Origin of the sequence: Streptomyces sp. SID12501 (assembly GCF_010550245.1) — a bacterium.
Taxonomy (GTDB): domain Bacteria; phylum Actinomycetota; class Actinomycetes; order Streptomycetales; family Streptomycetaceae; genus Streptomyces.
This window is the reverse complement of record NZ_JAAGLU010000005.1, coordinates 240,894-259,865: the sequence shown is the minus strand read 5'-3', so window position 1 is coordinate 259,865 and position 18,972 is coordinate 240,894. Positions and strand designations below refer to the sequence as shown.

Genomic DNA, 18,972 nt, shown 5'->3' with positions numbered 1-18,972 from the left:
GTCGACGAAACGCGACGACGTGAAGTGCCGCATCGGCCGATCGGGCGCATGCGCGAGCCCGTTCGGGGCGTAGCCACACACCCCCCGGAGCGGTGCCGCCCACCGACCCCACCATCCCGGCATGGTCATGTGTTCATGCGACTGTGTACCTACGTGACCACGACCGTCACCGTCACCGCGACCATGACCGCCGCCCTGCTCGCCGCCGCACCCGGAGTCCTGGCCGCCCCCGCCCGTGCGGTCTCCTGCGCCGCCACCCCCACCGACCGCGCCTTCCCCCTCACCACCCGCATCCACGGCGGGCCCGCCGCCTACGAAGCCGGTGGTGGGCACCGGACCTGGCGCCTCGACCTCACCAACAACACCGCCCGCACCTGCACGGACATCCACCCCGTCCTCGTACTCGTCGACGAGCGCCGTGCCCTGACGACGGCTCAGCCGCGCCTGGAGTTCTACGACGAGCACCGCCCCCGCCCCTACCCCGTGCGGTTCGAGACCACCGACGCCGACGAGACCATCGGCGTGTTCGACGGCGACGGGTTTCCCGGGTTCACCGTCGGGCCCGGGCGGACCGTCTCCGTGCGGGTGAGGCTCGCGATCGGCGCCGGAGCGGTGGACAACGACGTCGTCGCCAACGCCGCCGTGGTCCAGCGGCACGCCGGCGACAGCGACTGGGTCGGCCAGTCCAACGACTACCGCTTCCGCGTCGTCGCCCCCGCTCCCACTCCCGCCGCCACCTCCGCCGCCGACCCGGCCTCGGCCCGTCCCGTACCCGGCGTACGGGACGAGCTGCCGCCGTACATCGGCGAGCTCGCCGGCACCGGTGGTCACGACACCGCGCTCCGCCTCGCGGGCATCGCCCTCACCCTGATGCTCACCGGCGGCGGAATGATGCTGCTGGCCCGGGTCCGACCCGTAGGGCGGACATAAACCGGCCATTCCCCCAAGATCCGGGCTGTGACAGGCTGGGCGCACGCGGCATCTCGTACGCGTGTACGGCAACGCAGAGCGCAGTGCAGGAGCAGGAGACAGGACATGGCAGACCGCAAGCCCATCGACTCGTGGCTCACCGACATGGACGGTGTGCTCATTCACGAGGGCGTGCCGATCCCTGGCGCCGATGCCTTCCTCAAGAAGCTCCGCGAGTCGGGCAAGCCCTTCCTGGTGCTCACCAACAACTCGATCTACACCCCGCGCGACCTGCACGCCCGCCTGCGCCGTATGGGCCTGGAGGTGCCCGTCGACAACATCTGGACGTCGGCGCTCGCCACCGCCAAGTTCCTCGACGACCAGCGCCCCGGCGGGACCGCCTACGTCATCGGCGAGGCCGGGCTGACCACGGCCCTGCACGACATCGGGTACATCCTCACCGACCACGAGCCCGACTACGTCGTTCTCGGCGAGACCCGCACCTACTCCTTCGAGGCCATGACCAAGGCCGTACGCCTGATCGAGGGCGGCGCCCGTTTCATCGCCACCAACCCGGACGAGACCGGCCCCTCCACCGAGGGCCCGCTGCCCGCGACCGGCGCGGTGGCCGCGCTGATCACCAAGGCGACCGGCCGGAAACCGTACTTCGCGGGCAAGCCCAACCCCCTGATGATGCGGACCGGGCTGAACGCGATCGGCGCCCACTCCGAGACCAGCGCAATGATCGGCGACCGCATGGACACCGACGTCCTGGCCGGCATCGAGGCCGGGATGCAGACCTTCCTGGTGCTCACCGGTCTGACCGGGCCGGACCAGGTCGAGAACTTCCCGTACCGCCCGTCCAAGATCGTCAACTCCATCGCGGACCTCGTCGACCGCGTCTGAGCCCTGCGAGCCCGAGCCCTCCGAGCCTGAGCCCTGCGCGTCAGAACCCTCCGTGTCGGAACCCTTCTCCCCCTGAATCTCCGTACGCCGCCAAACCCTTCGCAACCCGTACGGAGCAGCCGTACCCGCTCCGGAGATGCGGACCGGGGCGCGGAGGAGGAGTCTCCAGGTGTCTGGAGGTTCACGATGGGTTCCATGCGTCTCACGCTCTGTGCCGGTGTCGCGGTCGCCGCCGCGCTCACCCCCGTACCCGTGGCGTTCGCCGCCGGCGGGGGGATCTCGGTGACCCCGGCGTCCCCGGCGCCCGGCAGTGACGTACGGCTCGTCGTGCGCGGCTGTACGGGGAGGACGGGGACCGCGAAGTCGGAGGCCTTCGTCGCCGATGTGCTGCTCGCGGCGCAGGGGGAGGACGGGGCGCTCGTCGGCGGGTCCCGCGTCCGCTCCGCGCTCCCGCCGGGCACGTACGACGTCACGGTCGGGTGCGGCGGGCAGGAGGGCAAGGTCAGGGGCGTGATCGCCGTGGCCGTGAACGGGGCGGACGAAGGGGCTGGAAAGCCGTCGTCCGCCGCGCCCTCCCGTCCGGCCGCCTCGCCCGTCGCGCCCGTGCCCGCCGGTGGTGGCGGCGCGGCGGAGGAACTGGCCGCCGCCGAGGCGCGGGGCACCGGCCCCGGCACCGGGCAGGCGGTGGTCGGTCTCGTCCTCGCGGGTGTGGCGGCGGTCGTCGTCGCGGTGCGCGGGTTCCGCCGGGGCCGTGGGACGGACTGAGGCGCATGTCCGACGACGACCGCGAACGATCCCCGGGCGCCGGACGCCTGACCATGGGCGTGGCCTGGGCGCTGCTGCTTCTCGGGCTGTGGCTGTGGGGTCGCGAGATGACCGACGTACGCCATGGCATATCCGCGCCGACCACCGGCGACATCGCGGCGGTCGGCCGCCCTCCGGACCCCGAACTCCCGCCCGCGCACGAGCCGTTGAGCGGCGCCCTGCCGCAGCGCGTGGACATCCCCGAACTGGGCGTGCAGGCCCCGGTGGTGGCCCGCGGCCTCGACCGGCGTGGCGCGATCGACCCGCCGCCCTTCGACCAGGCGGGCGTCGTGGGCTGGTACGGGTCCGGCACCCGGCCCGGCGCCGCTGGCACCGCGCTCCTCGTCGGACACGTCGACACCGAGACCCGCCCCGCCGTCTTCTACAAGGTCAGCACCCTGCGGCCGGGCGCGACGATCCGTGTCACCCGCGCGGACGGCAAGGTCGCCGAGTTCACCGTGGACGACGTCCGGGTCCTGCCCCGCGACCGCTTCGACGCCCAACAGGCTTACGGCGCACGGCAGTCGGGCCGCGCGGAACTCCGGCTCATCACCTGCGGCGGTACGTTCGACCGGGTTTCCCGGACCTACACGGCGAACGTGATCGTGTCGGCGTACCTGACGGGTGCGGCCGTCTGACCCCGTTCCCTCCCCGGGGGGTGCGCCCACCATGGCCCCAACCTGCCCGGTCGACGACCCGCTCCCCCCAGAGCCGTCGACCGGGCTGGTCCTCGACCGCGGGCACACGGGCTGCGGGAGTAGCCCGGCGACCGGCGCGGGAGGTTCGGTGCCCGTCCCTGATTGCGGACGGTGAACTGTTGGCCGGGGGCTGGGGCCGTCTGAGACGACTGTAGAACGGATGAGCGCCCAGGCCTAGAGGGAGGTTGACGCCAAGTCCCGGTCCAGTGGCTCTGTGTTATCCACGCAGGTAGTAGATAGTTCTACGAGCTGCTCCGGTGTCGCGGTCCAGGCCCCGGCGTTCAAGGTTCCCGGCCCTCGTCTACCCCGCCCGAACGCGCTGTAACAGGTAACCGACAAGGCATCGGCGACCTCGTGGGTGCCCGGCCACCTATGTCAGGATTGAGGCTTACGACACTGAATCCAGGGGGACCAGGACAGTGCATTCGAGGGGGAGTTCGATGTTCGGCAGTAAGGGGGCGACCTGGGGGCGGGCGTCTGTGGCGGTGCTGGGGGCGGCACTGCTGTTCACCGGTTGTTCCGGGTCCTCCGACAAGGGGGACGGCGACGAGCCGGGCAAGGAGGCAGAAGCCCGGATCACCCAGCAGCCCAAGGGGACCAACCCGTTCTGGGTGAACCCGGACGGCACCGCGGCGGAACAGGTCGCCGCGTACGTCAAGGACGACAAGACCACCGACGCCGAGCAGATCCGGAAGATCGCCGAGCAGCCGACCGGCGAGTGGATCAGCCCGGAGAACCCTGAGGCGGAGGCCCGCGGCTTCACGGAGGCCGCGCAGAAGGCGGACCGCTCCGCGCTCCTCGTCCTCTACAACATCCCGCACCGCGACTGCGGCCAGTACTCCAGCGGAGGCGCCGCCGACGGCGACAGCTACCGCGCCTGGATCGACGGCGTCGCCAAGGGCATCGGCGACCGTGCGGCCACGGTGGTCCTGGAACCGGACGCGATCCTCCACCTGGTGGACGGCTGCACCCAGGACGAGTTCCACGAGGAGCGGTACGACCTGCTGAGCGGCGCGATCGACACGCTGTCCGCGCTGAAGAACACGAAGGTGTACCTGGACGCGGGGAACGCGGGGTGGACGCATCCCGACCAGATCTTCGAGCCGCTCAAGTGGGCGGGCATCGAGAAGGCCGACGGGTTCTCCGTCAACGTGTCCAACTTCTACTCGACGGCCGAGTCCATCGCCTACGGCAAGGAGCTGTCGGCGAAGGTGGGCGGGAAGCACTTCGTGGTGGACACGTCCCGTAACGGGAACGGGCCCTATACCGGGGGCGAGGCCGACGAGAACTGGTGCAACCCTCCCGGGAGGGCGCTCGGGGAGTCTCCGACCGTGAAGACGGCCGATCCGCTCGTCGACGCGTATCTGTGGGTCAAGCGGCCGGGGGAGTCCGACGGGGAGTGCAAGGGGGGGCCGAAGGCCGGGCAGTGGTGGGCTTCTTATGCGTTGAAGCTGGCGAAAGCGAGCAAGTGACTACGAGGGTGGGGGGTTCTGTGCGTTGTCGGCTGCGGGTCGCACGTGGCTGGTCGCGCAGTTCCCCGCGCCCCTGGGTACGACCGGGCGCCCTTCCTTGGAAGGGCGCCCGGGTTTGTTGACTGTCAAGGCACCTTGACCCACTGAGCCTTGCTCGGTGTGCCCTGGTCGTCCGTCACGAAGAGCATGTACCAGCCCGATTCCACCAGGTTCCGGTTCTTCGGGACCGTCACCGTGATGCTGTCCTTCGTCTTCTTCAGGTCGAGGGCGATGGAGCGCTGATCGACGTCCGTGACGTGGGTCGAGGCGCTCGGGCGGATCAGCCGGGCCGCCTTGATCGTGGCCGCGTGCTGGGACTTGAAGGTGCCCGACCCGCCGCGTGCGATCGTCTGCGGTCCCCCCGACAAGGAGGGCTGCGCGTCGCCGTACAGGTACGGCGGCGTGTAGATCTCGATGCGCTGCTCGAACTTGCCCGGCTTGGTGTCGGCCTTGTCCGCGTACAGCGAGTCCGAGCCGAAGAACATGACACGGCCGTCGGGCAGCAGGATCGAGCCCGAGTGGTAGTTCCGGCCCACCAGCGGGTCGGCGACCCGCCTCAGCTTGCCGGTCTTCGCGTCGTACATACGGGCCTGGAGGATGTTGGAGGCGCCGCGGCCCCGGTAGTCCTCCGAGCCGCCCGAGATCATGACCGTGTCGTCGGGCAGGATCGAGTACTGCGGGTAGCGCGTGCCCTTCTCCAGGGACGGGCCGTCCGTGAACTTCGGGTCGGCAGCCAGGAGGTCGATCAGGCGCGTCTTCTTGCTCGACAACTTCGACTCGCCCACCCCGCCCCCGCCGATCACCATGTACTTCTCGTCCTGCGCCGGCGGCAGCAGCACCGTGCCGGCGGTCTCCAGCATGTTCGGGTCGCCCAGACCCTTCAGCTTGGTGAACTTGTCGGTCGCCACGTCCCAGACGCCCGGGTCACGGCCGACGTCGTCGGGGCCGTAGCCCGCGTTCGCGCCCGAGTAGAACATCTCGCCGTTCTGCATCAGCGAGATCGCCGGGTACGTCGGGAACTGCCGCGTATGGGTCGTGTACGTCCACTTCTTGGTCTTCGGGTCGTACACCTCGTTCTTGCCCGGCACCAGCTGGCCGATGTCGTCCAGGCCGGAGAGGCTGAGGATCTTGCCGTCCGACATGGTGGTGAGCGTGGGGTACCAGCGGGCCTCGTTCATCGGGTCGACCTTGATGTACTTCTCGGCGACCGGGTCGAACTCGTAGGCGTTCCGGATGCCCTGGAAGTCCTTCTTGTCCAGGGCGAGCTTCTCGGCGATGCCGTACGTGTTGCGGGAGTCGGCGCCCGACAGGCCCTGCACGCGGTAGTTGTCCTGCGTGCCGGTCTCGTACTTGGAGCCCTTCTTCTGCGCCTCGACGTAGATCCGGCCGAGCCCCGGATCGTTGCGCAGGAAGACGCCCGTCGTCTTGTCGAAGACCTTCGTCGCGCGCTCCACGACGACCGGGTCCTTCGACACGAACGTCTTGCCGGTCTCCTTGCCGGTGAACTTGGTGCCCGCGGGCAGGGTGATCGGCTTGTCCGGGTTCTCGTTGTGGACGACCATCAGGCCGCCCGCCTTGGTGACGTCACCCTTCAGCTTCTCGTACCGCTTCGTGCCGCCCGCGATCAGCAGGTTGCCGTTGGCGAGCTGCGTGTGGCCGGTGCAGAACAGGTCGGCGGGCGTCGGGATCTTCTTGATCGTGCCCTTGACCGGGTCCCAGATGCGGGTGTCGAACTTCTTCGCGTCGAAGTTGTCCGCGTTGTTGCCGGAGCCCGCGACAAGGAGGACCTTGCCGGTGTGCAGCAGGGCCGCGTGGATGGTGTTCTGCCGGTACTTCTCCGGGAAGTTCACCACCTCCCACTTGCCGTTGTCGGCCTTGTACTCCGGTCTGTTGATCTTGTAGTCGTGGTACTTCTCGGTACTGAAGCGGTACACCCACGGCCCGTTCATCCCCGCCAACGCGAGGACCACCGCCGTGCCTATCGCGAGTCGACGGGCGCGGCGGCGGCCTGCACGGTCTGTCATTCCTTACGTCCCCCAAGTCCACCAAGGGCGATCTGCATGGTCTGGTCGTTGCCCTCGCCCCCTACGCTGCCCCCGCCCGTCCCGCCGGATGCGGCCCATTGGGGCTTGTGCTGCGGCGCGTGGGTGGAGTGGGGGGCGTGTGGGGCGTGCGATGTGTGCGGGGCGTGTGGCGCCTGTGACGTCGGCTGGGCCGGTACGAACGGCTGCGGCGTGGGCGCGGCGTCCTGCGGTTCGGCCGGTCCGGCGGCGAGCTTCTTCTTCTCCTGGCGCAGCATGAGCCGCCAGACGACCATCGGCGTCGCGGTGATCGCCGTGGCGAACGTCGCCCAGATGACCATCGCGGGGTGCACGTGCCCGAAGACGAAACCGGCCGCGATCGAGCCGCCGAAGATCAGGATGAAGTACCAGTGGTAGCGGAAGGTTCCGAACCAGCGGTCCGGGCTCGCCGAGTCGCCCTTGGGCGTGACCACGAACTTGCTCTTGCGCCGCAGCGCCGAGTCGATCAGGGCCTTCGCGTAGAGCGGCGCGGACAGCGCCGACATGACCATGCCCGCCACACCGCCGGAGCCCTCGGGCTCGTGCGGGGAGACATTGTGCCGGCGGTTCCAGATGTACAGGCCGATCTGCAGCGCCGAGGCGTTGCCGTAGAGCATCAGCCACACGGTCGGGTCGATGTTCACACCCGAGGCGCCCAGGCCCAGGAACAGCGCGCAACTCAGCGCCGCCAGGATCCAGTTGAGGGCGGACATCGGGTAGAAGATGATCATCATCGTGTAGTTGAAGAGCTTGCTCGGCGGCAGCGAGTAGAAGCCCTTCCAGTACTGCTTGAGGATCGTCTCGTACGTGCCCCGTGACCAGCGCATCTGCTGGGTGAAGAAGTCCGTCCAGGCGCTGGGGCCCTCACCGACCGCGAGCACGTCCGGGGTGTAGACCGAGCGCCACTTCTTCCCGGTCGCCGGGTTCTTGTGGCGGTGGATCTCGAAGCCGGTCGCCATGTCCTCGGTGATCGAGTCGTACAGTCCGCCGATCTGCTTCAGCGTGCTGATGCGTACGGCGTTGCTGGTCCCCACGAACATCGGCGAGCCGTAGGCGTTGCCGGCGCGCTGGATCAGCGCGTGGAAGAGGAACTGCTGCGACTCGGCGGCCTTGGTGACGAAGTTGTCGTAGTTCCCGTACACCTGCGGGCCGATGACGAAGCCGATGTTCGGGTCCCGGAAGAAGCCGAGCATCCGCTCCAGGTAGTTGGGCAGCGGCACGTGGTCGGTGTCGACGGAGGCGAAGAAGTCGTAGTCGCCGCCGTGCGCGTCGAGCCAGGCGTTGTAGTTGCCGTGCTTGGTCTTGGCGCGGTGCGGGCCTGTGGGCTGGTTCCACTTCGCGATGCCCTTGCGGGAGAAGTGGTGCACACCCAGGCGGGCGCAGACCGCCTTCACGTCGGCGTCGTCGCCCTCGTCCAGCAGCCAGACATGCATGAGGCCGCGATGCCGGATTCTCACCGCGGCTTCGAGCGTCTTCGTCACCATGTCCAGCGGTTCCTTGCCGGGCACGAAGGACGTGAGGAAGGCCACTCTCGTGCCGGTCTCGGGCACCACCGGGATCGGGTCGCGGGCGACCAGCGTGGCGTGCGCGTTCGACAGCACGTTCAGGCAGCGGAACAGCTCGATCAGACCGATCGAGACAAGCATCACGATGTCGAGCGCCGGCAGGAAGTCGAAGGCCGGGTAGTCGCGTTCCGTCCAGTGCGCGGGCTGGAGCAGCCAGACGAGCAGGACGATGGAGAGCAGCGGAGCCGCACCCAGCATCAGCGCGGCCCGTAGGCGGTGCGGTTCCTGCGAGAGCAGCGACCGGTACTTGACCGTGTACGGCTTGGTCGGGTCGGGCTGTGTGAGGGGTCCGGCCAGCCGGCTGTAGTGCTCGTAGTCGTACTTCGGCAGGCTCTTCTTGATCCGGCGGAAGCCGCCGGTCCGGTTCGACGGCAGCCTGAGCTGGGCCGTCTGTGATGAGTCGAAGTTATGCCGGGCGCCCGTCGGCGTCGACGTCATGAGTCGTCCCCCCACACGCGGACAGCCGCGTGTTTGTCGGTTCTTTATGCGTCTGCTGGGCCCCCCTCGGCCGTCACAGACGCATCAGTAATGGAGCACTGCCCCCACGTCATCCATAATCCACACTCTATAGACATGGAAGAGTGCCCTTCCGGTTGCAGGATGCCCCCCTCGGCATCCGTTCATGAACGGGGCCCCATCCCCGTGCCGACGCAACCGGTCCGCCCCCGATGGCTGCGTATCCGCAGCATCTTGCCGCCCAGGGTTCTACGCCGCTCAGCATGATCGCAAGATGCGAAACACGGTGTTTACCGGTCATACGCGCTCATTGTGACGGCTGTTGATCCCGATTGGTGCAACTGGGACCGTTTGTGCACGGATGGTTCCGGAGTGCTTACAGGGTGCTTACGGTGTGTACGTCAACAGGCCCCCCGCTTCAGCGGAGGGCCTGTTGTGTGTCTGTGCGCCGCCAGGGACTCGAACCCCGGACCCGCTGATTAAGAGTCAGCTGCTCTAACCAACTGAGCTAGCGGCGCGCGGTGACGCGGACAACTGTACCCGACCCCGATGAGTGGTCCGGACCGCCCGAGGTCCGCGCCCGGCTGAACGGCGGCTGTACATCATTCGGACCGTCAACATGCGACAGCGGGTGACAGTTGAGAAACTGCGAGGGTGCAGAAGCGTGCAAGTCATCGCCTGGGACGTGAGAGGAATCGTATGGCGACTCCGGTATTCGAGGAATTCGATCCCGCGAGCGACTGCGAATGCCCCGGATGTGTTCACCGGCGACGGGCCGCACCGTATTCCGGACCGGTGTCGGGAACGGGCCCGGGACCCGCCCGTACGGCGGTCCGGCGGACCTTCGTCGTAGCCGCGACGGCCTCGACGGTGCTCGGCGCCGGGCACGCCCTGCCGGCCGCCGCCGCCCCGCAGGCCCCTCACCGTCCGGGCGTACCCGCAGGTGACGAGCCCGACACCCCGCAGGGCGGCAAGGCTCCACTGCACGGCCCGGCCGGAAAACCGGCGTTGGACAAGCTCCGGACGACCACCCGGGCGGAGATCATCAACCGGGCCAGGACCTGGGTCGCCGCGCGGGTGCCGTACAGCATGGGCACCTATTGGGGAGACGGTTACCGGCAGGACTGCTCGGGCTTCGTCTCCATGGCCTGGAACCTCGCCGGGAACGAATGGACGGGCAGCCTCGACAAGTACGGCGTACGCATTCCCAAGGAGGATCTGCAGCCTGGCGACATTCTCCTGTTCCACAATCCGTCGGACCCGGAGAAGGGCTCGCACGTTGTCATTTTCGGCGGCTGGACGGACTACACGCACACCTATTACATCGCCTACGAGGAGACCCGCCCGCACGCCCGCAGGCAGGCCACCCCGCTTTCCTACTGGAGCCACTCGGACCGCTATCAGGCCTACCGCTACAAGGGCCTCGCCGCGAACACGGGCGGCACCTCGGACCCGGGCGACACGGATGGTGCCGACGACCCGGAGGGCACGGTGGACTCGGCGCCCGGCGCCTCCCCGGACACCGCGGCCCGGTTCCCGGGGCGGACGTACTTCGGTACCGGCGCCAGCAACAAGTACGTAACCCGGCTCGGCCGGATGCTCGTGGAGCGCGGCGGTGCCCGCTACTACACCTCGGGCCCAGGCCCGCGCTGGTCGGACGCGGACCGCAGGGCGACCCGGGCGTTCCAGCAGGCCCAGGGCTGGCAGGGCACGGCGGCGGACGGACTGCCGGGCCCGCGCACCTGGGCACTGCTGGTGACCGGGACGGGCAACGACATCGGGGCCGGGGTCGAGCCGGAAGGTCCGGCGGCCGGGAGCGACCCCGGAACAGCCCCGGTAACCACCCCCGGAACGGTCCCCGGCGCCGCCGGTCCACCCTCCACCGGCACAGCGGTCCCCGCGTTCCCCGGACGTGGCCTGTTCCGGCCGGGCTCCAGCAGCCCGTACGTCACCCAGCTCGGAGAGCAGCTGGTGAAGAAGGGGTTCGGGCGGTACTACACGACCCGGCCCGACTCGCGCTGGAACGAGGCGGACCGCCGTGCGGTGCAGGCCTTCCAGCGCGCCCAGGGCTGGCGGGGCGGCGCGGCCGACGGCTACCCGGGCCCGGAGACCTGGCGCCGCCTCTTCTCCTCGTAACCCACGAACGGAACGTACGCACGAATGCATGCACGCGCACGCGAATGAACGCACGTACGAACACAGGTATGAACGCATCTGGCGCGGAGGCTGGAGGCACAAATGAGTACGACGACCGAACACACACCTGAGCCCGAGGGACCCCCGGACAGTGGCCCCCGGCCCGCCCGGCTCATCCAGAACGAGGCGACCACCGAGATCCCCGTCCACCTGCTGTTCCGCGACGAACCCGACCCGGTGTCGGTGCCGCTGCGGCCCGCCGTCGTGGGGCGCAGGCAGGGTACGGGCGAGCAGCCGCGCATCCGCAGACCCGCACCGGCGACGCCGCGCCCGGCGGTTTTGACGGTCGACCCCGACCTGGTGGAGCGCCCGGCGCGGGTGCTGCCCGGCGCGGTGGGCGTGCTCGCCGGTGCCACCGGGATGGCCGGGGGCGTGCTCACCTCCTGGTGGGCGGGCGTGCTGCCGCTCCTCGCGGTGGAGGCGCTGCGACTGCCGACGGCGTACGCGGGCGCCGGTCTGGGCCCGGCCCAGTGGGCGGCGTACGCAGGAGCGGGCGCCCTCGGGCTGTTCGGCTTCGGCGGACTGGCGCGCGGGCGGACCGGACGGGCCTGGGTGCTCGGCCTGTTCGGCCGCTACCGGGGGACGGTCCGGCGCACCGGCCTGCTGTGGGTCAATCCGCTTCTCCTGCGCGCCCGGGTCGACGTACGGCTGCGGCACTGGCGCGGCGAGCCGATGCCGGCGGCCGACGCGAACGGGGTCGCGCTGCGGGTCGTCGTCCTCGTGGTGTGGCGGGTGCGGGACACCGCGCGGGCCACGCTCGGCGTCGAGGATCACGAGACCTATCTGCGCGAGTGCGTCGAGGCGGCGCTCGTCCGGGTTCCGGTGGAGATGCCGGGCGCGGGAAAACGGGCGATGGAGGCGGCCGGGGAGGTGCTGACCCGGGCGGTGGCGGCGGACACGGCACCGGTCGGCCTGGAGGTGTTCTCGGTACTGCCGGTCCGGGTCGAGTACGCGCCCGAGGTCGCCGCCGCGATGACCCGCCGCCGTATCGCCGCCCTGGACGCCCAGCACCGGGCCGCCGCGCTCACCTCGGTCGTCGACTCGGTGGAGGACACGGTGACCCGGCTGACCCTGCGCGGCCTGGTCGAACTGGACGACTACGAACGCAAGGTTCTGGTGAAGGACCTGACGGTCGCGTTCTGCTCGGGACGGAGCGAGCCGGGCTCGTGATTGGTCTGGACATGCCTATTGCGCCGTAATAATCTGGGACTTGGTCTAGACCTGCACGGCTCACTTGAACCTCCCCCACGTTCAGCAGGAGCGGCAGCATGCGCGAAAAGACCAAGTCCCGCAAGAAAACCAAGCTGTACGCGTCCGTGGTCGGCCTGGCCACCACCGGCGCTCTCCTCCTCACCACCGGAGGCGCCAGCGGCCACGGCTACACCGACCTCCCCATCAGCAGGCAGAAGCTCTGCCAGAACGGCACCGTGACGGGCTGCGGCGACATCCAGTGGGAGCCGCAGAGCGTCGAGGGTCCCAAGGGCTTCCCCGCCGCCGGACCGGCCGACGGCCGGATCTGTTCGGCGAACCACGGCAACTTCGGCGCGCTCGACCAGCCGAAGGCCCCGTCCGGCGGCACCTGGCCGGCGACCACGGTGACGGGCGGTCAGAGCTACACGTTCCGCTGGCAGTTCACCGCCATGCACGCCACGACCGACTTCAAGTACTACGTCACGAAGTCCGGCTGGAACCAGAACCACGCCCTCACCCGTTCGGACCTCAACCTCACCCCGTTCCTCACGGTTCCCTACAACGGCCGGCGCCCGCCGGCCACGCTCTCGCACACGGGCACACTGCCGTCCGGGCTCAGCGGCCGGCATGTGATCGTCGCGGTGTGGACGATCGCGGACACGGCCAACGCGTTCTACGCCTGCTCGGACGTCAGGTTCTGAGCATTCCTTGAGCAAATCCGCGACCCCCCACGGGTAGGTTCCCCGTACGCCCCCAGGACCAGGTGAGGCGGCGTACGGGGAGCCGTACCGAACGAAAGACCGGGGGAACCGTTATGGACGTCATGTTCTACGGGGTGCCGACGCTCATCATCGTGATGACCGTCCTGATGGCGGCCTTCGTGATCCGCCGGGTGCTGCGGATGCGCCGCGCCTGGAACAGCGGGCTGACCGCCGAGGCGCGCTGCATTCGGACCTACACGACCACCAGCGGAGGCTCCGGCGACTCCTCCGTGAGCACGTCGCTGCACCACGTGTACGAGTTCGTCGCGCGCGACGGTCGCACCGTCCGCTTCGAGGAACCGCACGGCCCGGGCACGGTCATCGAGGGCGACTACGTCACCGTCTTCTACAGCGAGGGCGAGCGGATCAACGCCACGGCACACCGCCCGAGCCCGGTCCGCCACGGGCTGGCCCTGGCGGGCATCCTCGGGTTCCTCGGGGTGATGGTGGTGTTCTGCGTCGGGTTCATGGTGACGTACAGCCAGATCTTCGAACCGATCGGCGACATGTTCTTCGGTGACGACAGCGGCTACAGCAGCACCGACTCCGGCACGGTCGACGGATTCCCCGAGGGCTGGGACGTGACCACGGAGTCGCCGTGACCCTCCACATCTGACGGTATGTCAACTACCGTGCGCGCCCATGGAGTTCACGGAACCCAACGGGCCGGGCAGGCGCACGGTCGCGGAACTCGTGGCGGCGCGGTGGGGCGACCACCGGCCGGGGCTGTGGTGCGAGGACCGGACGCTCACGCACCACGAGGTGGCCGCCGGCGCGGCGGCCAGAGCCGCGCTGCTGGCGGACCTGCTGCCGCCGGCCGCCGAGCCGCACGTGGGTGTCCTGCTCGACAACACCCCTGAATACCCCCTGTGGTTGAGCGCGGCGGCCCTCGCCGGTGCCGCCGTCGCGGGGATCAACCCCACCCGCCGGGGCCCCGAACTGGCCCGGGACATCCTGCACACCGAGTGCCCGGTCCTGATCACCGCGCGCACCCACCTCCCGCTCCTCGCCGACCTCGAACTCCCCGGTGTACGCCTCCTGTTGACCGACACACCGGAGTACGAGGACCTCCTGGCCCCGTACGCGGACGCCGAACCGGACGCCTCACGCGCCACCCCGTCCGACCGACTCCTCCTCTACTTCACCTCGGGCTCGACCGGCGCCCCCAAGGCCGCGATCTGCACCCAGGGCAGGCTCGCCGCCGCTGGGCAAACACTGGCCGGAACCTTCGCCGTCCGCCCGGAGGACGTGCACTACGTCTGCATGCCGATGTTCCACGGCAACGCGGTCATCGCGGACTGGGCCCCGGCCCTGGCGGCCGGCGCCGGAGTCGCGCTGCGCCGCCGCTTCTCGGCCTCCGGCTTCCTGACGGACGTACGCCGCTACGGGGCGACCTACTTCACGTATGTGGGCCGCGCCGTCCAGTACCTGCTGGCGACGCCCGCCCGGCCCGACGACCGGGACAACCCCCTGCGGCTGGGTTTCGGCACGGAGGCGGGGGCGGTGGACGCGGCGGCCTTCCAACGCCGGTTCGGGGTACGCCTGGTGGAGGGCTACGGGTCCTCGGAGGGCGGGGCGGCGGTGCGGTGGACGCCGGGCACCCCGGACGGTGCCGTCGGCCGGGCGGCCCCGGACGACGACCTCGCGGTGGTCGACCCGGCGACGCGGACCGAGTGCCCGCCGGCCGTCCTGGACGCCTCGGGCCGCCTGCTCAACGGGACCGCTGCGATAGGGGAGTTGGTGAACCGGGGCCGCAATCCCTTCGAGGGCTACTGGCGCAACCCCGAGGCCGAGGCGGCCCGCCGCCGGGCCGGCTGGTACTGGACGGGCGACCTCTTCTACCGGGACGCGGAGGGCTTCCTGTACTTCGCGGGCCGCGCGGACGACCGCCTGCGCGTCGACAGCGAGAACCTGGCCGCAGCGACGATCGAGAACATTCTCGCCCGGTACGAGGGTGCGGCGGCCGTCGCCGTGTACGCGGTGCCGGACCCGGTGGCCGGCGACCAGGTCATGGCAACGCTGGCCGGCACCTTCGACCCCGCCGCCTTCTCCGCCTTCCTGGCCGCGCAACCCGACCTGGGGACGAAGATGGCGCCCCGGTTCGTACGGGTCGTGGGGCGGATGCCGGTCACGGCGACGAACAAGATCCACCGGGCAGGACTCAGGCGCGAAGGCTTCCGCTGCCCGGACCCGGTGTGGTGGCGCCCACCGGGTGAGGACACGTACCGCAGGCTGACCGGCGACGACGTGGCGGGCCTGGTGGAGCGGTACCGGGAGCGGGGGCGCGAGGAACTGCTGAGCAGATAGGGCGCCGGGCGAACGAGGGCCCGCTGGAGCAAGGGGGGTGTGGGTGGCGGAGCCCTCACAACACGTGGCGAAGCCGCACAAAAAAGACGGTGACGGATAGGTTCGCGCTTTTTGCGAACATACCCGTCACCGTCACTGTGCGCCGCCAGGGACTCGAACCCCGGACCCGCTGATTAAGAGTCAGCTGCTCTAACCAACTGAGCTAGCGGCGCATGACTCTCGCCGACCGCTCTCGCGGCTGGCGACAAGAAAAATACTACCTGGTCCGGGAGGGTGCTCCGGACCAGGTAGCCGTGGATCGATCGAGGTCTAGATGGCCAGCGACAGCAGCAGTGGTCCCGCGCTCCGGTTCAGCCGGTCCGCCGCCTGGCGGAGGCGGTGGGCGTGGCGGAGCGGGAGGGAGAGGGCGAGGCAGCCGACCGTGGAACCGGCCGTGATCGGGACCGCCGCGCAGACCGTGCCGACCGCGTACTCCTGGAGGTCCAGGACCGGCACCGTGGGCGGCTGGGTCTCCAGGCGGGAGAGCAGGAGCCGCTCGTTGGTGATCGTGTGCGAGGTGAGGCGGGCCAGTTTGTGCCGGGCGAGATGGTCGCGTCGGCTGTTGTGGTCGAGCTGGCCCAGCAGGCTCTTGCCGATCGCGCTGGCGTGCGCGGCCGAGCGGAAGTCGACCCACTCGTTGACCGCGGGCGTTGCCGCGCTGTCCGCGCACTGGGTGACATGGATCTCGCCGTCGACGTACCGGCTCATGTAGACGGCCGCGCCCACCGAGTCGCGCAGCCGGTCGAGGGTGTGCTGGAGCTGGGCGCGCAGGGCCTGGTCATGGCCGTGCGTGGCGCCGAGGCGGCTGAGGGCGGTGCCGGTGACGTACGAACCGTCGGCGGCCTGTTCGACGTACCCCTCGCGGCGCAGCATGCGCAGAAGGGGGCTGAGCAGGTCCGTGCCGAGATGGGTCTGGCGAGCGATTTCGGCGTCGGTGACACCGGCGGAGTGCCGTGCCACTGTCTCCAGGACACGCAGCGCGTCCTGGGTGGAGTGGTGCGGCGCGGTCGGCTCGTGCTTGAGAGCCACGGTGTTCCCCCTGGCTTGCTTTTAGCCGTGATCCGGACAGCCAATCCCCTCCACGATAGCCGCCAAGGGGTCTACGCGGAGGGGGCGTTGACGAGATTGTCGCCCGGGCTGCGGCCTCTCAGCAGGGGAGTGTTCTCCTGGCATATGCCATAGGCATGGAGAGGACTTTTCTGAGGCCCCTCCGGCGCGGTCGGAGCGCCGTGGTGAGGGATTCGCGCGTTCTGTCCTGCTCCGGATCGCCGAAGATCTGCTCCGGTGGGCCGGACGCGACCTCGCGACCATATGGCCGGAATCGAACATCGGCACTTGGTCGGAGATGTCCCACAGCACGTCGAGGACGCCCGCGACCAGCTCTGGGCCGAGCGCCGAGGTCACCTCGTCGAGCTGCGGCACCTGCGGGCGCATGGCCGGCGCCCGCGTGATCGCCACCCTCTCCCAGTGCCTGAAGGGCTTGGGCTCCCCTCGGCTGCCGGCCGCCCGCAAGCCGGGACGGACGTCCGGCCGGACCGGCAGGGACTCTCGAAGCGGCGAGGTGGGGCAGTCGCTGTCCCGGCGGCGGGTCAGTGCCCCGGTACGTACCCGCGCTGTTTGTCGACGACGTTCGGCAGCGTCTGCCCTGTCTCCCACCGCTCGTACAACTCGATGAACTGCGCGCCGAGTTCATCGCGCCAGCCCACCGTGTCGCCGCTCATGTGCGGGGAGACGATCAGTCCGGGCACCTCCCACAGGGGACTGTCGGACGTGAGCGGCTCGTGCTCGAACACGTCGAGGGCGGCGCCCGCGATCCACCGCTTCGACAGCGCCTCGGCGAGCGCGGTCTCGTCGACGAGCTGTCCCCGGCCGACGTTGACGAAACGCGCCGAGGGCTGCATGACACCGAAGCGGCGGGTGTCGAACATGTGGTGCGTGTCGGAGGTGAGGGGAGCGGCGGAGATCACCCAGTCGGCGCGCGCCATCAGCCGGCTGAGGTCGTCGGGCCCGTGGATGCCGGTACGCGGGGTACGCCCGACGATCGCCGTCGTCACGCCAAGTGCCTTGAGATACTTCGCGATTGCCCGCCCGATGGGGCCCGACCCGACGACACAGGCCTTCGTCCCGGCGACCCGCTGCGACTCGCGGTGCCGCCATTCGCGCCGTTCCTGAAGGTGCAGGGTCCTCGGCAGGTCCTTGGCCATCGCCAGGACCAGGGCGGCGACGTACTCGGCGATCGGCTGGTCGAAGATGCCCCGCGCGTTGGTCACCACGGTGTCGGACGCGGCGAGTTCGGGACACATCAGATGGTCCACGCCGGCGCTCGCCGTGTGCACCCAGCGCGGGCGAGCCCCCTCGCCCGGCCAGGCGGCGCGCACGGCGTGCGAGGCGAAGTCCCAGACGAGCAGGACGTCGGCGTAAGGGAGTTGCTCGGCGATGGTGGTCTCGTCGGCGTGCACGATCCGGACCCGCCCGGTGAGCCGGCCGAGCCGGGGCGGCGGGTCGGCGTCCAGGACGAGAAGCGTGGGGAGCGCGGGCATCGGGAGCCGTTTCCGATCGGAGAGGCTGGACAGCTGGGTGGCTGGGGTCACGGGCGGCAGGGCGTCGGGACGGCTGGCATGCGCGGATTGACCACGCTTGCACCCGAACCCACCTTCGTCAACACGGGCGTGTGCACGGTCCATTGCCCGGCCGGAACCGCGTATCCCGGTGCTCTCGGCCAACCGGGTGCCGATTGTGGGCGGCGCCGCGCGGACTGGGTACCCGAGCCGCGGGGCCACCCGGCCCCAGGTGCTGCCGGAAGGGCGGCAGGAACAGGAAGGCTGGACATGACGGCACTCGGATTCCTCTACCCGGGCCACTCCGCCGAGGACGACTATCAGCGCATCGAGCAGCTTCTCGGCAGCGACATCCGGCTGGATCTGGCCCACACGGACATCGGCGAGGAACTGGAGACGGGCTCGGCGGACCGCCTCGCGGCGGGCGTGGAGGAGCTGCTGCTCAACGGCCCGGAAGCGGTGGTGTGGGCGTCCACCAGCGGCAGCTTCCTGTACGGGTGGGAGGGCGCCCACGAGCAGATACGCGCCCTTGCCCGGGCCGCGGGCACGCCGGCGTCGTCGACGTCGTTCGGCTTCGTGCACGCGGTGCGGGAGCTCGGGGTGCGGAAGGTGGCGATCGGGGCGACGTATCCGGCGGACGTGGCGGAACTGTTCGCGGAGTTCCTGAGGGCCGCGGGGATCGAGGTGACGGGGGTCCACAGTGGCGGGGTCGTCACGGCGGCGGGGGAGTGGGGAGAGGGGGAGCTGATGTCGCTGGCCCAGGAGGCCGACGAGGCGGACGCGGAGGCACTGCTCCTCCCGGACACGGCACTGCACACGGCGTCCCACATCGAGACCCTGGAGAAACACCTCACGAAGCCGGTGCTCACGGCGAACCAGGTCTCCGTGTGGGAGGCCCTGAGGCTGACGACCCGCAAAGTGAACGCTCCCTCCCTGGGCACGCTGTTCACAAGGGAACCGGTGGTGCAGGTCTGACACGTCGACGTCGTGTTTCAGCCCGCCTGGGGTTCC

The 18,972-nt window shown here is 69.9% G+C and carries 15 protein-coding genes, 2 tRNA genes and 1 pseudogene; 11 read left to right on the top strand and 7 right to left on the bottom strand.

Annotated features, from left to right (window positions below):
- Positions 1 to 153: 153 nt before the first annotated feature.
- From G3I71_RS07770 to G3I71_RS07750, 5 genes are all read left to right on the top strand, one after another.
- Positions 154 to 930, top strand: a complete 777-nt coding sequence (locus G3I71_RS07770) for a hypothetical protein (RefSeq protein WP_343242877.1) — start codon at positions 154 to 156, stop codon at positions 928 to 930.
- A gap of 105 nt (positions 931 to 1,035) precedes the next feature.
- Entirely contained in the window at positions 1,036 to 1,815 is a 780-nt protein-coding gene (locus tag G3I71_RS07765; protein ID WP_164313164.1) for an HAD-IIA family hydrolase, read from the top strand.
- Positions 1,816 to 2,001: 186 nt separating this feature from the next.
- Positions 2,002 to 2,580, top strand: a complete 579-nt coding sequence (locus tag G3I71_RS07760; protein WP_164313163.1) for a hypothetical protein — start codon at positions 2,002 to 2,004, stop codon at positions 2,578 to 2,580.
- 5 nt (positions 2,581 to 2,585) lie between these two features.
- On the top strand, positions 2,586 to 3,257 hold the full coding sequence (locus tag G3I71_RS07755) for a class F sortase (protein WP_164313162.1): 672 nt from the start codon (positions 2,586 to 2,588) through the stop codon (positions 3,255 to 3,257).
- 500 nt (positions 3,258 to 3,757) lie between these two features.
- Positions 3,758 to 4,789 carry a glycoside hydrolase family 6 protein gene (locus G3I71_RS07750; RefSeq protein WP_164313161.1) on the top strand — a complete coding sequence of 344 codons (1,032 nt, stop codon included), beginning with the start codon at positions 3,758 to 3,760 and terminating at the stop codon, positions 4,787 to 4,789.
- A 125-nt stretch (positions 4,790 to 4,914) separates the two neighbouring features.
- Here G3I71_RS07750 and G3I71_RS07745 read toward each other — a convergent pair whose 3' ends face one another.
- From G3I71_RS07745 to G3I71_RS07735, 3 genes are all read right to left on the bottom strand, one after another.
- Positions 4,915 to 6,852: a kelch motif-containing protein gene (locus G3I71_RS07745; protein ID WP_164313160.1), complete on the bottom strand. Its 1,938-nt coding sequence runs from the start codon at positions 6,850 to 6,852 to the stop codon at positions 4,915 to 4,917.
- On the bottom strand, positions 6,849 to 8,891 hold the full coding sequence (locus G3I71_RS07740) for a glycosyltransferase family 2 protein (RefSeq protein ID WP_164313159.1): 2,043 nt from the start codon (positions 8,889 to 8,891) through the stop codon (positions 6,849 to 6,851). Before G3I71_RS07740 ends, G3I71_RS07745 begins: the two co-directional genes overlap by 4 nt.
- Positions 8,892 to 9,353: 462 nt before the next feature.
- Positions 9,354 to 9,427: transfer RNA gene (locus G3I71_RS07735), tRNA-Lys, on the bottom strand.
- A gap of 181 nt (positions 9,428 to 9,608) precedes the next feature.
- Here G3I71_RS07735 and G3I71_RS07730 point away from each other — a divergent pair.
- The 5 genes from G3I71_RS07730 to G3I71_RS07710 all read left to right on the top strand — a co-directional run bounded on the left by G3I71_RS07730 (position 9,609) and on the right by G3I71_RS07710 (position 15,364).
- The gene (locus G3I71_RS07730; protein WP_164313158.1) at positions 9,609 to 11,045 is read left to right on the top strand and encodes a peptidoglycan-binding protein; all 1,437 of its coding nucleotides are present in this window, start codon (positions 9,609 to 9,611) and stop codon (positions 11,043 to 11,045) included.
- A 102-nt stretch (positions 11,046 to 11,147) separates the two neighbouring features.
- Positions 11,148 to 12,275: an SPFH domain-containing protein gene (locus tag G3I71_RS07725; protein ID WP_164313157.1), complete on the top strand. Its 1,128-nt coding sequence runs from the start codon at positions 11,148 to 11,150 to the stop codon at positions 12,273 to 12,275.
- A 98-nt stretch (positions 12,276 to 12,373) separates the two neighbouring features.
- A complete protein-coding gene (locus tag G3I71_RS07720) occupies positions 12,374 to 12,997 on the top strand; it encodes a lytic polysaccharide monooxygenase (RefSeq protein ID WP_164313156.1) in 624 nt (207 codons plus the stop codon).
- Between the two features lie 113 nt (positions 12,998 to 13,110).
- Positions 13,111 to 13,659: a DUF3592 domain-containing protein gene (locus tag G3I71_RS07715; RefSeq protein ID WP_164313155.1), complete on the top strand. Its 549-nt coding sequence runs from the start codon at positions 13,111 to 13,113 to the stop codon at positions 13,657 to 13,659.
- A gap of 40 nt (positions 13,660 to 13,699) precedes the next feature.
- The gene (locus G3I71_RS07710) at positions 13,700 to 15,364 is read left to right on the top strand and encodes an AMP-binding protein (RefSeq protein ID WP_164313154.1); all 1,665 of its coding nucleotides are present in this window, start codon (positions 13,700 to 13,702) and stop codon (positions 15,362 to 15,364) included.
- A 138-nt stretch (positions 15,365 to 15,502) separates the two neighbouring features.
- Here G3I71_RS07710 and G3I71_RS07705 read toward each other — a convergent pair.
- The 4 genes and pseudogenes from G3I71_RS07705 to G3I71_RS07690 all read right to left on the bottom strand — a co-directional run bounded on the left by G3I71_RS07705 (position 15,503) and on the right by G3I71_RS07690 (position 17,943).
- A tRNA-Lys gene (locus G3I71_RS07705) sits at positions 15,503 to 15,576 on the bottom strand.
- Between the two features lie 97 nt (positions 15,577 to 15,673).
- Positions 15,674 to 16,432: an IclR family transcriptional regulator C-terminal domain-containing protein gene (locus G3I71_RS07700; protein ID WP_164313153.1), complete on the bottom strand. Its 759-nt coding sequence runs from the start codon at positions 16,430 to 16,432 to the stop codon at positions 15,674 to 15,676.
- A 193-nt stretch (positions 16,433 to 16,625) separates the two neighbouring features.
- Positions 16,626 to 16,867: pseudogene (locus tag G3I71_RS50940) on the bottom strand (L-cystine ABC transporter ATP-binding protein YecC); the annotation flags it as partial.
- A 125-nt stretch (positions 16,868 to 16,992) separates the two neighbouring features.
- Positions 16,993 to 17,943, bottom strand: a complete 951-nt coding sequence (locus G3I71_RS07690) for a D-2-hydroxyacid dehydrogenase (protein ID WP_164313253.1) — start codon at positions 17,941 to 17,943, stop codon at positions 16,993 to 16,995.
- A 288-nt stretch (positions 17,944 to 18,231) separates the two neighbouring features.
- Here G3I71_RS07690 and G3I71_RS07685 point away from each other — a divergent pair, with 288 nt between their 5' ends.
- Complete coding sequence (locus G3I71_RS07685) at positions 18,232 to 18,936, top strand: decarboxylase (protein ID WP_164313152.1); 705 nt, start codon at positions 18,232 to 18,234, stop codon at positions 18,934 to 18,936.
- The last annotated feature ends 36 nt before the right edge of the window (positions 18,937 to 18,972 follow it).